Origin of the sequence: Clostridium aestuarii, assembly GCF_026735135.1 — a bacterium.
GTDB lineage: Bacteria > Bacillota > Clostridia > Clostridiales > Clostridiaceae > Clostridium_H > Clostridium_H aestuarii.
Map to the genome: position 1 here is coordinate 316,818 of NZ_JAPQER010000003.1, position 12,453 is coordinate 329,270.

General features: G+C 28.5%; 11 protein-coding genes and 1 pseudogene. 9 read left to right on the forward strand and 3 right to left on the reverse strand.

All coding sequences use genetic code 11. The features are described from left to right. The first annotated feature begins 7 nt into the window (after positions 1-7). The 4 genes and pseudogenes from larC (at position 8) to OW763_RS09690 (ending at position 3,635) form a co-directional block, all read left to right on the forward strand. Positions 8-1,218, forward strand: a pseudogene (larC, locus tag OW763_RS09675) (nickel pincer cofactor biosynthesis protein LarC). 8 nt (positions 1,219-1,226) lie between these two features. After that, positions 1,227-2,039: an ATP-dependent sacrificial sulfur transferase LarE gene (larE, locus tag OW763_RS09680; protein WP_268040912.1), complete on the forward strand. Its 813-nt coding sequence runs from the start codon at positions 1,227-1,229 to the stop codon at positions 2,037-2,039. A 52-nt stretch (positions 2,040-2,091) separates the two neighbouring features. Further along, a complete protein-coding gene (larB, locus tag OW763_RS09685; RefSeq protein ID WP_268040913.1) occupies positions 2,092-2,838 on the forward strand; it encodes a nickel pincer cofactor biosynthesis protein LarB in 747 nt (248 codons plus the stop codon). A 116-nt stretch (positions 2,839-2,954) separates the two neighbouring features. Continuing rightward, positions 2,955-3,635: a GntR family transcriptional regulator gene (locus tag OW763_RS09690; protein ID WP_268040914.1), complete on the forward strand. Its 681-nt coding sequence runs from the start codon at positions 2,955-2,957 to the stop codon at positions 3,633-3,635. Positions 3,636-3,678: 43 nt separating this feature from the next. Here the strand turns inward: OW763_RS09690 and ilvN are convergent, their stop codons facing one another. From ilvN to OW763_RS09705, 3 genes are all read right to left on the reverse strand, one after another. Then, on the reverse strand, positions 3,679-4,170 hold the full coding sequence (gene ilvN, locus OW763_RS09695) for an acetolactate synthase small subunit (RefSeq protein ID WP_268041076.1): 492 nt from the start codon (positions 4,168-4,170) through the stop codon (positions 3,679-3,681). Positions 4,171-4,184: 14 nt separating this feature from the next. After that, entirely contained in the window at positions 4,185-5,795 is a 1,611-nt protein-coding gene (gene ilvB, locus OW763_RS09700) for a biosynthetic-type acetolactate synthase large subunit (RefSeq protein ID WP_268040915.1), read from the reverse strand. A 105-nt stretch (positions 5,796-5,900) separates the two neighbouring features. Beyond that, on the reverse strand, positions 5,901-7,238 hold the full coding sequence (locus OW763_RS09705; RefSeq protein WP_268040916.1) for a M48 family metallopeptidase: 1,338 nt from the start codon (positions 7,236-7,238) through the stop codon (positions 5,901-5,903). A gap of 319 nt (positions 7,239-7,557) precedes the next feature. Here OW763_RS09705 and OW763_RS09710 point away from each other — a divergent pair, with 319 nt between their 5' ends. The 5 genes from OW763_RS09710 (at position 7,558) to OW763_RS09730 (ending at position 12,434) form a co-directional block, all read left to right on the forward strand. Further along, the gene (locus tag OW763_RS09710; RefSeq protein WP_418921801.1) at positions 7,558-8,244 is read left to right on the forward strand and encodes a response regulator transcription factor; all 687 of its coding nucleotides are present in this window, start codon (positions 7,558-7,560) and stop codon (positions 8,242-8,244) included. Beyond that, positions 8,237-9,613: a sensor histidine kinase gene (locus OW763_RS09715; protein ID WP_268040919.1), complete on the forward strand. Its 1,377-nt coding sequence runs from the start codon at positions 8,237-8,239 to the stop codon at positions 9,611-9,613. Before OW763_RS09710 ends, OW763_RS09715 begins: the two co-directional genes overlap by 8 nt. Positions 9,614-9,926: 313 nt before the next feature. Then, positions 9,927-11,129, forward strand: a complete 1,203-nt coding sequence (locus tag OW763_RS09720) for a 2-hydroxyacyl-CoA dehydratase family protein (RefSeq protein ID WP_268040920.1) — start codon at positions 9,927-9,929, stop codon at positions 11,127-11,129. A 32-nt stretch (positions 11,130-11,161) separates the two neighbouring features. Then, complete coding sequence (locus OW763_RS09725; RefSeq protein ID WP_268040922.1) at positions 11,162-11,545, forward strand: hypothetical protein; 384 nt, start codon at positions 11,162-11,164, stop codon at positions 11,543-11,545. 19 nt (positions 11,546-11,564) lie between these two features. Continuing rightward, positions 11,565-12,434, forward strand: a complete 870-nt coding sequence (locus OW763_RS09730) for a 4Fe-4S binding protein (protein ID WP_268040923.1) — start codon at positions 11,565-11,567, stop codon at positions 12,432-12,434. Positions 12,435-12,453 lie beyond the last annotated feature (19 nt).

Here is a 12,453-nt window from a genome sequence, read left to right on the forward strand (position 1 = left end):
GACATATATGAAAATACTTTATTATGATTGTTTTTCAGGAATAAGTGGAGATATGAATTTAGGAGCTATGATTGATTTAGGAGTAGATAAAGATTATTTAACTAAGGAACTTTCAAAATTGAATTTAGAACATGAATATGCAATAAAAGTAGGAAGAGACAGTAGAAAAGGAATTGAGGGAACAAGAGTAGAAGTTATCTTAAAGCATAATAATGAATGTAAACATGAACATAAGCACGAGCATGATCATAGAAATCTAAAAAATATTGAAGAAATTATAAATACAAGTAACTTAAGTCAAAGTGTAAAGAAAATAAGCTTGGATATATTTATTAAGGTTGGTGAGGCTGAAGCTAAGGTTCATGGAAAATCTTTATATGAAGTTCATTTTCATGAAGTTGGAGCTGTGGATTCAATAGTTGATATTGTAGGAGCTGCTATATGTTTAGACTATTTAAAAGTAGATAAGATAATGGCATCTTCTATAGAGCTTGGGGGTGGTTTTGTAAAATGTGCTCATGGTTTAATTCCTGTGCCAGCACCAGCTACTGTAGAAATATTAAAGGGAATACCAGTAAAATCAGGAATAGTACCTTTTGAAACAACTACTCCTACAGGTGCAGCAATTTTGGCGGCTAATGTAGAGGAGTTTACAGATATGAAGGAGTTTGTTATAGAAAAAATAGGATATGGTATAGGTGGACGTGATACAGAAATACCTAATGTACTTAGAGTATATATAGGTAAAAAAAAAGTAAAAAAGTAAGTTTTAAAGATTGCTTACATGGAGAAAATTGTGTTTTAGAATGTAATATAGATGATATGAATCCTGAAATATATAATTATATTATGGAAAAACTCTTTAAAAGTAAAGCTTTAGATGTATATAAAACACCTATTATGATGAAAAAGGATAGGATGGCTGTAAAATTAAGTGTTATTTGTAAAAAGGAAAATAAAGATACTTTAAAAAAAATACTTTTAAAAGAAACTACTACATTAGGAATAAGAGAATATAAAGTTGAAAGAACTATGTTAAGACGAGATTTTTCTGAAGTTAATACGCGTTTTGGAGAAGTTACTGTTAAAAATGCATATTTTGAAGGTAAAAAAATTAAATGTAAACCAGAATATGATGAATGTAAAAAATTAGCCGAAGAAAATGATGTTCCAATTAGAGAAGTGTATAATGAAGTTTTAAAAAATATAAAGGAGTAGGTAAACTTATGAAGAATGAAAAGTATACAAAACTTTTAAATTATTTAAAAGAGTTAGATAGTATAGTTGTTGCTTTTTCTGGAGGAGTAGATAGTACTTTTTTATTAAAAGCAGCAAAGCAAGCATTAGGAGATAAAGTTTTAGCTGTTACTGTAATATCTCCATATATACCCAAATGGGAAGTAGAAGAGGCAAGAACAATTACAAATAAATTAGGAGTAAAGCATGAATTTATAGAAGTTCCTATTATAGATGAAATCAAATTTAATCCAGAGGACAGATGCTATTTATGTAAGAAATCTATTTTTAATTTAATAAAAGGTTTTGCATTGAAAAAAGGGTATAGGTATGTAGTTGATGGTACTAATTTAGATGATACTAGAGACTATAGACCAGGAAGAAAAGCATTAAAAGAACTTAATATTAAAAGTCCATTATTGGAAAATCAATTAACAAAACAAGAAATAAGAGATTTATCAAAGGAACTAAAATTAGAAAGCTGGAATAAACCAGCATATGCTTGTTTGCTTTCAAGAGTTCCATATGGCAATGAAATAAAAATAGAAGAACTGGAAAGAATAGAGAAATCAGAAAAATATTTAATGAGTATTGGCTTTAAAGCAGTTCGTGTCAGATGTCATAAAGAGTTGGCAAGAGTTGAAGTGCCAAAAGAAGAAAGGTGTAAGTTGTTTCAAGAGAATTTATTAGATGAAATTTCATATAGGCTTAAAGAATTTGGATTTAAGTATGTATCTTTGGATATGGAAGGATATAGGATTGGAAGTCTTAATGAGAGTATTAAAAAGCAACCTATAATTTAGCTAGTTTGAGATTATGAGTAGCACAAAAGATTAAGGCAAGAGGTGATACGAAATGAATATAGAGAGTGTAAAAAAACTATTAAAAGAAGTGAAAAATGGTAATGTGTCAGTGGATGAAGGAGCTGAGAAGCTTAGTGATTTGCCTTTTAAAGATTTAGGATATGCATTGATTGATAATCATAGAGAAATTAGGGTTGGATATCCAGAAGTTATATATTGTGAAGGGAAAACAGTGGAACAAGTAAAGGGTATTATAGAGTTTATGAATACTAGGGATAACAATATTTTAGCTACTAGAGCTGCAAGAGAGATGTATGAGGCTGTGAAAGAAACATGTCCTAATGCATATTATAATGAATTAGCACGTACTATAACTGTAAGAAAAAATGATATGAAACTTACAGATACATATATAGCTGTAGTTACTGCAGGAACATCGGATTTACCTGTAGCTGAGGAAGTTGCTGTAACAGCAGAGATATTTGGAAACAGGGTGGAAAGAATTAGTGATGTAGGAGTTGCGGGAATACATAGACTATTTAGTAAACTGGATTTAATCACAGGAGCTAAGGTGGTAGTTGCAGTTGCAGGTATGGAAGGGGCACTTGCCAGCGTAATTGGTGGACTTGTAGATAAGCCTGTAATAGCAGTACCTACGAGTGTAGGATATGGAGCTAATTTTGGAGGGCTTTCGGCACTTTTATCTATGTTAAATAGCTGTTCAAGTGGTACAAGTGTAGTTAATATAGATAATGGATTTGGAGCAGGATATCTTGCAAGTATGATAAATAAGCTCTAAAAGTAACTTCTGTTTTTAGGTAAGTTAGTTTGTATTAAAGGTATTATTATAATATAATTATTCTGTATAGGGGTGTCTAATTGAAGTTTTTAGTAATAACAGAAAGGAAGTTATAGATGTTTGACTCATTAAACAATCCCAATAAGATAGTAACCATTAAAGAACAGGTTTATGATATTATAAAAGAACTTATATTGAGTGGAAAAGCAAAACCGGGAGAGTGGCTTCAAGAAACAAAACTTGCAAATGAATTAAATGTTAGCAGATCACCTGTTAGAGAAGCACTTAAACAGTTAGTTGGAGAAGGGATTTTAGAGAATATACCAAATAAAGGAGTATTTGTTAGAACTTTAAGCAAAAAAGATATTATTGATATCTTTGAATTGAGATTAACCTTAGAAAAATATGCTATAAAAAAAACTATAGAACTTATTACTACTGAAAAGTTATCTGTATTTGATGATATTTACACTAAACTTGAAGAAAATTTCATTAATAACAATGCCAGTGAATATTGTAAAGTAGATACAGAACTTCATAATATGTTTTTTTATTTAAGTGATAATATGGTTGCTTATAAGGTTAATAAAAATACTTTTTCAATGATGCAGCCTTTTAGAATTATATCTTTAAGAGGAGAACAAAGATTTAAAGAATCATTAATAGAGCATAAAGGTATAATTGATGGAATTAAAGAACGAAATTTTGAAAAAGCATGGGGTTTTAATAAAACACATTTAACTCTTGCAAAAAATGAAATCTTAAAATATATAAAAGAGCAAGAAAATAATAAATAAGCCAATAGAACTTTTGGTTCTATTGGCTATTTCTATTATTTTATTAACTTACTTGAAAACTTCCTCTTTCAAGTCCTGTGAATCCAGTACGAACTAATTCTATTATTCCATACTGTTTTAAAACATCAACAAAAGCTGAAATCTTGTCTTCGGTTCCCGTTAATTCTATGGTAACACTTTTAGTGGCAACATCAATTATTTTGGCTCTAAATAAGTTAACTAGCTCAATAATTGCTGTTCTATTGCTTTCAGTTGCGTTTACTTTCACTAGTATTAATTCTCTATAAATTGATCTCTGAGCTTTTAATTCTAGTACTTTAATAACAGGAATAAGCTTATTTAATTGCTTCTTTATTTGTTCTAATATCTGTTCATCACAGGTAATTCGTATAGTCATTCTAGAAATCGCTGGATTTTCAGTTTCGCCAACAGACAAACTGTCTATATTATATCCTCTACGGCTAAATAATCCTGCAATCCGACTAAGAACTCCTGAGTTGTTTTCAACCAATACAGATAATACATGAGTATTAATGTTAATCCCCTCCTCTACATAGTCCCAAACGTCCAATCTACTATACATTCTATGAGGCATGGTTTATTACTATCTAAAGCTTCTTTAAAAACCTCTTTAAAGTCTATATCGGAAGTAACTTTTTTACTCCAAATACCATATGCTTCTGCTATTTTAACAAAATCAGGATTTACTCCAAAATCAATTCCACAATATTTTCCTTTACCGGCATAACCATCTTGAAGTTCTCTAACCATACCAAGTTTACAATTATTAAAAAGTATAATAATGTTATTAAGATTATTTTCGGATAATGTTCCTAATTCACCTAAATGCATTTGTATTCCACCATCTCCAACAATAGAAATAACTCTTTGTTTTGGTGATGCCAATTTAGCACCTATTCCTGCTGGAACACTATAACCCATTGTTCCAAGTCCTCCTGAAGTAAAATACTGCCTATTACCTTTAATTTCATAATTATGAGCTGCCCAAATTTGATTTTGTCCTACATCAGCAGTTACTATGGTATCATTATCAACAATATCTGAAATGATTTTTAACACATTTTTAGGATTAACATATTGACATTCATAACAAATTTCTTTATAAGAATTTTTTATTAAATTAATTTCATCTATCCATTCAGCTGTCTTAAGCTGTGGAGAATATTCTATAAATTGTTTTAATATAATTTTTGCATCTCCAACAAGAGGAATAGTGGTATCTATATTTTTTCCTATTTCTGCTGGATCAATATCAAGATGTATAATTTTTTTATTTGCAAAGTTATAGTTTGCTTTGGCTCTATTTGCTATTCTTGAACCTATAACTATTAATAAATCTGATCTTTTAATAGCTTCACTAGCATAACTTTTACCATGAAATCCCACCATACCAATATATTGAGGAGAATCTACAGGTAAAGCTCCTATTCCCATTAATGTATGTACTACGGGAATATTATATTTTTCTGAAAAAATTTTTAATTCCTCTTTAGCACAAGATGAGATTATTCCACCACCAACTAAGATTAAAGGTCTTTTGCTGTTTTTTAATTCCTTTAATGCTTTTTTTATCTGTCCAGGGTGACCGGTTGTTGTTGGTTTGTATCCTCGAATATCGATTTTATCAGGATATCTAAATTTAATTTCCTGATCTTGTATGTCCATTGGAATATCTATTAGTACTGGACCTTTTCTTCCTGTTGATGCAATATAAAAAGCTTCTTTAATTATTCTTGGTAGTTGCTCAGCATCTTTTACCAAATAATTATGTTTGGTAAAAGGTTCGGTAGCTCCTGTTATATCTGCCTCTTGGAATACATCTTTCCCAATAACTGTTGTTGCTACTTGCCCAGTAAAAATAACCATAGGAATAGAGTCCATATATGCAGTAGCTATTCCTGTAATTAAATTTGTAGCTCCTGGTCCTGAAGTAGATACGCAAACACCAACGCCCCCCATTGCTCTTGCATAACCATTTGCATTATGCGCTGCTGCCTGCTCTTGTCTAACTAATACATGTTTAATCTTAGATTTCCTTAATGCTTCATATATAGGTAATACAGCTCCACCAGGATAGCCAAATATTACTTCTACATTTTCTTTTTCTAAGCATTTTATTATAACTTCTCCTACTTTCATACAAACGCCCCTTTCTTGCATGAAAAACCCATTTTAAATTAATGATATTTTTAGTATTATAACAAAAATCGACTTAAATTTCAAACAATATAAAATATTCTAAAATTATTTTTTTTCATTTATATACTTATTGTATTTTAGTTTTTCCCCTTTTTGCCAAGGTGCATATGTTTTAAAAAATGTTATGCGGTCTTTTATAGGAGGATGATCATATGTCCATATTCTATATAATGTATCTGGTTTTTCAATTACAATTCCATTTTTGGATAATTTCTCAAAAGAAGAAACTGCTGCTTCATTATCTTTAGTAATTTCTATTGCGAAAGTATCTGCTTGACGCTCAATATAACAAGAATAAGCATTTAAAGATGGTGTTATAAATAAAAAGCAAAAATTTAGTATTAGTATTATTAGTGGAAATGAAGCTACATTACTAAGGCTAGTAAATTTAAAATTTTTCTTAAATTTATATATAATAGAAGGAGCCAGTGCATTTATAATGTATAAAACAATAAATGTAATTAAAATATCAATAAAAATGAATTTTTTATTATGCCGTAATACATAGTGTCCAATTTCATGAGCCATAACAAAGTTTAATTCTCTTATGTTGAGTTTATCTATAGCTGTGTCCCATAAAACTATTCTTTTAGAACTCCCTATTCCTGTCATATATGCATTAATCATTGAAGTTTCTTTACTTTTATTAACTTTAAGAATCTTGCAATTTTCTATCTTAGCTTTTTTTGTTAATTCCATAAGACTGTTTTCAACTTGTTTGTTTTCTACAGGTTTAAATTCATTAAATAAAGGATCAATAAATATAGGTTGTGCTAAATACATAATGAGAGTTATCGGTATGGTTATAACACCAGTATATATCCACCATTTTTTAGGACTTTTTTTTATGAAAACATAAGGTATAAAAAGCACTAGAAATATTTCTATACTGCTCATAATTAAACTAATAGAATAATTTTTAAGCCAAGAAATAAAAGGCTGATGAGATAATCCAAATATATGACTTTGTAGATATCCTCCATAATACCTTAGTGGAAAGTTTAAAACACTATCAATGAGATTATATAGAACACCATAAATACCAGCTGTTAAAAATAAATTTTTTCCTATATTACTAGATAAATCTCTAAGTTTTGCAGAAAATCCTGTGAATAAAATTACGATTGGAATCAGGAAACTAAATATTACCTTCAAAAGCTGTAAAATTCTATCGCTTTTATAATACTCCTGTCCTATAGTGGTATTTTCATTATCCAAATTTAGAATGTGAGTTGTTACTTTTTCTTTACTAATTTGTGTACTAACTTGACTAATATTTTGCGTTCCAAATACTATATTATCTTTTACAAAATTGTTAAATGCCAACATAAAAAAAAGAGTAAATAATATTATTTTTATACTATACTTTCTTTTTAATATCAATAAATACAACTCCCTTAATCATTACTTTTCTATAGTTAATTATACTCTTAATTTATAAAAAAATTATAGAAAAGTGAGAAAGGCTTTTTTAGTTGACGTGTTATATCAGCTACTGATATGAGCAGTTAAAAAGTAGAGGTTTTGCTAATGCAAAACTACAAATGCTTATTAGAAGTAAGATTAAATAATATAATTTTAATCAAATTTTAATTTTATGCTTAGTTTATTCTAAGAAAATAATAGTATAATAAAATAAGTTTAATGATGTAAATTGTTTAAACAATGATTAATGTTAGAATGTACATAAGGAGGATTGATGGTGAATAATCAGAAGAAGATACTCATTATAGAAGATGAAAAAAAGATAGCTAGATTTATTGAATTGGATTTAAAGCATGAAGGATATAAAGTTGATATAGAATATGATGGGAGAAGCGGATTGAATAGTATAGAGACAGGAGATTATGATCTAGTTTTATTAGATATTATGCTTCCTGGACTTAATGGTATGGAGGTGTGTAGAAGGGTAAGACAATTTACAGATACCCCTATTATTATGTTAACAGCTAAAGATGATATAACAGATAAAGTAATGGGATTAGATTTAGGCGCAAACGATTATGTTACAAAACCATTTGCAATCGAGGAACTCTTAGCTAGAGTAAGAGGGGTTTTTAGGAGGGCTGAAATACCAGTAAAAAATACAAATATAATTTTTATCAAAAATTTAATAATGAATACAGATACTTATGAAGTTAAAATTAATAATGAGATTGTTGATTTAACAAAACGTGAGTATGAACTATTAGAATATCTTCTTAAAAATAAACAAATTGTTTTAACAAGAGATCAGATATTACAGTCAATTTGGGGATATGATTATATAGCAGATACTAATATTGTTGATGTTTATATAAGATATCTAAGAATGAAAATTGATTCCAATTATGATGGAAAACTCATTCATACAGTCAGAGGGGTGGGGTATGTAATTAAAGATGAATAAATTTTATAAGAACAGAAGAATTTCTATTTCTTTAAGATTAACAGCTATACATGCGGTGATTCTTTCTATAATACTTTTAATTATTAGTATTCTAACGATTAATATCGTAGAGCGAGTTTTAATGAAAGAGTATAAAAGTGAAATTAAAAAAGTAACTGAAGACGTTAAGAAATACATTAAATCTGGAAAAGAAATAAATAAAGATATACTGCAGGAAGTAACACTGAAGGATGGTATTCATTTGAAAATCTTTGGAGAAGATGAAAGTCTTATTTTTCAAAATAAGTTAGATACAATTGAAATTAATATAAAGGAATATAATGAGTTAGACTTGATTGATTTAGCTGATGATAGTAGAATGGAGATTCTATACTTAAATAAGGTAGTATTTAAAGAAAATAAAAAATATTATGTTCAAGTGGCTAAAAAATTAGATGCTTACGATGCGTTTTTAGAAACTTTATATGTTATTTTGGTAATAATGAATATTTTTGGAGTTATAATTGCAGTTATATCAGGTATTTATTTAAGTAGAAAAATATTAAAGCCAATAGAGTGGATTACAAATACTGCTAAAAGTATTAGTATTCATGATTTGGATGAGAGAATTAATGTACATGGTGCCGATGATGAACTGAAGGAACTTGGTGAAACCTTTAATGATATGATAGATCGATTACAGGAGTCATTTGAAAGAGAAAAACAGTTTGTATCAGATGCTTCTCACGAACTAAGAACACCTATATCAGTTATTCAAGGATATATTGATATACTAGATAGATGGGGTAAAGATGATAAAGAAGTTTTGGAAGAATCTATTTTAGAAATTAAAAACGAAACTTTTAATATGAAAAAGCTTATAGAACAACTTTTATTTTTAGCTAGAGGAGACAATAAAAAATATAAATTGAACTATAGTGAGTTTTATCTAAATGAATTAATTGACGACATAGTCAATGAAACAAAAATGATAGATAATAAGCATACTATAATTAATAATGTGAATGGCAAAGTAATAATTAATGCTGATTTTGACGCTATAAAGCAAGTATTAAGAATAATTATTGATAATAGTATAAAATATACAGCAGATCATGGTGATATCTTTATTGAATCTGAAAAGCAAAATGACTATGTAGAAATTAGAGTTAAAGACACAGGTATAGGCATACCAAAAGAAGAACAGCCATATATATTTGATAGATTTTACAGGGTTGATAAATCGAGATCAAAAGATACAGGAGGCAGCGGAGTGGGTTTAGCTATTGCAAAATGGATAGTTAAAAAACATTTGGGAGCTATAAAAGTAGAAAGTGAACTTGGAAAAGGGACACAGATAATTATAAAATTACCTATAAATATGTATTGATGTATTTTATTGACAAAAATTTATATGGAAAGTTTAGAATTTAAGAAAAAGAGCTTTAGATAATCTAAAGCTCTTTTTTGATGTGAATTATTATTTAATACTATTTAATACTTATATATTGAATTTTAATCAAATTCTAATCTTTGTTTAAGTAGTTATTAATTTTAGTTATATATAATTAAAACATAAAGTGTCAAAAAATATTTAGGTATAAATATTACAAGACAGTTATTAACTTGAAAGTAAAGAGCTAATTTAATATTTATTATAATTAAATATAGCTTTAATGTAAGAAAGGAAAGGGGGAGGATTTATGGATATATCAATGATAAAACATGAAGAAAATATAAAAAAGTTCATTGAAAAAGTAAAATTAGATAAAACTGCTGCTAGGAATATTGATTATTTTACTCAACTACTTATAGATCATCATGTTAGATTTAAGAACATTTCTAAAAATGATATTTGTATTTTTGGAGTAAGTATACCGGAGGAATTTATTAGAGCACTGGACTTAAATCCATTATGGGTATTAGGGGGGAGTTTTCATATGGGAACTAGTGTAAGTGATACTCTGCCAAGAGATGTAGACCCTGTTGTACGCTCAGCTTATGGTATGTATAAAGCAATAGTTCAAGAAACAAAAAATACTTTAAATGCAATTATACCTTATCAAAACGATAGTTTTAGAAAACTATCCTGGATTATGAAAACAGAAGGTACTGTGGTTCATGAATTTGATTTACCATCTATTAAGGATATGAATGTTTTATCAGAAGTATACAAAAATAATGTTAACAAACTAATCAAAGATTTAGAAAATACATATAAACGTGAGTTAAAGGCTTATAAATTGTTTGCTGCACAAAGAGAAATAAATAGTGCAAAAGCTGCTATATTTGAGTTGATTCAGTTAAATAATGAAAAACCTAATTTACTATCAGCAGAAGTACTATTTTTAATTATGTCAGCCTACTATTCAACTCCAAATCTAAAAGAGTACGAGAAACAGGTAAAAAAGGTTATTAAAGAGATGTATGCAAGACAAAATCAAGCAGTTGTGGATAAACCTCAGTTATTAGTAATTGGATCACCTATGTTTTTTCCAAATAATAAGATTATATCTATGATTGAAGAACTTGGCGCTGAAATGAAGTTTTATAATAACGAAATTTCAATGTTCTTTGAGGTTAATGAAATTCAAGGAGGAGAATCTTTGAATGATATGATAGAAGAAATTTGTAATTGTTATTATAAACGGAATTATATGCCATTAAATATAATAGAGCAGAAAAGTTTGAATATGGAAGTATTAGGTACTCAAGGCGTGTTGTTTCACATATTAAAAGGTGAAGTTGTATATGATTATGAATTATTAAAGTTAGAAAAGCTTTTTAAGGAAAAAGAAATTCCAGTATTTAGAATTGAAACAGATTATAGCCCTGAAGATAAAGAACAGTTAAAAATTAGAATTGAAGCATTTATTGAAATGTTGAGACATAGTAAATTAACTTAGATTAATTAAATTTTGCATTGAGAGGTGATAAGATGTTGGAGAAATTAAAGCAGTTAGATAAAAAACAAAAGCTTGGAATAGCAGCATTGATTATAGCTGTATTAAGCTTTGGTTTAATGGATAGTTTCTTTGATGGAAGAGGTGATGGAACGGAGTATTTTAGAAGGGAAAATGAGGTTGAAAGAAAATTTAATAATGGAGAATTTGATGGATATGGTGAAGGCTCCGATGGTGGTTTAGGTGCAAATGGCAGATTTACTAGGAAACATGGAGCGAGAGAGGATTTTTTTAGTTCTGCATTACAACTTGCTATAGTTGTTGGAGGAATTGGTGTACTTACAGTGTGCATTAAGCCTAAAGAGATGAAGTCAGTGAAGCATGTGATATTAGGAAATAAGGAAGAAGCGAAAAAATAATAAAAAATGGAGGGTGAATATGAGGAAGCTTGGGCCTAAAATACGATGGGCAATATTAATATTAAGTTTTATATTGTTAGTTTATGGTGGAAGGTTGTTTAATTTAAATGTTGGATTATTAAAATTACCTGTATTTTCATGTCCATATAATACTAAAACATTCATTGAAGGTTCATGTCTATACATAACTGAATGGACTGATTATCTTGCAGAAGGTTTTTCTTTTGCTCAAATGGGAAAAATATTGATGATATATGGTGGAACTTTTATTGCAATACTATTGTTAGGAAGATTGTGGTGTGGGTATGTATGTCCTTTTGGATTTGTTCAGGATGTACTTTATAAAATTAAAGAGAAATTGAACATAAGAAAATATACTCTAAGTCAACAAACTCGTAAAAATTTAAAATTATTAAGATGGGGGTTACTAGTATTATTTGTAATAGGCGTAGGATTCTGTGAAATATGTCCGGTGCGATTTGTAATACCACCTTTGAATGGAATTGCTACTAGATTTGAATTTGGGCTTGTAATTGCAATTATTGTATTAGGTATTAGTTTTAGAAGTGAAAGATTTTTCTGTAGAATATGTCCTTTAGGTACATTTATAGGGCTATTCCACAAGTTTAGTCCTATAAAAATTAAAAAAGATTGTACTGCTTGTACAGAATGTGGAATATGCTATGAAGCATGTCCTATGGATATTAGGGAAATTTACACTGAACGTGAAAAAGATGATGTAACTTGTGATGAATGTATAATGTGTAATAAATGTATTGATAATTGTCCGGAAAAAGATGCACTTAAACTTACTTTTGCAGGTAAGACAATTTATAGATCAAGTAGAGAAAATTATTGTAAAAATAATGTTAAGCGTATGAAAAAATAAATTAGTCAAACTAAGAAGT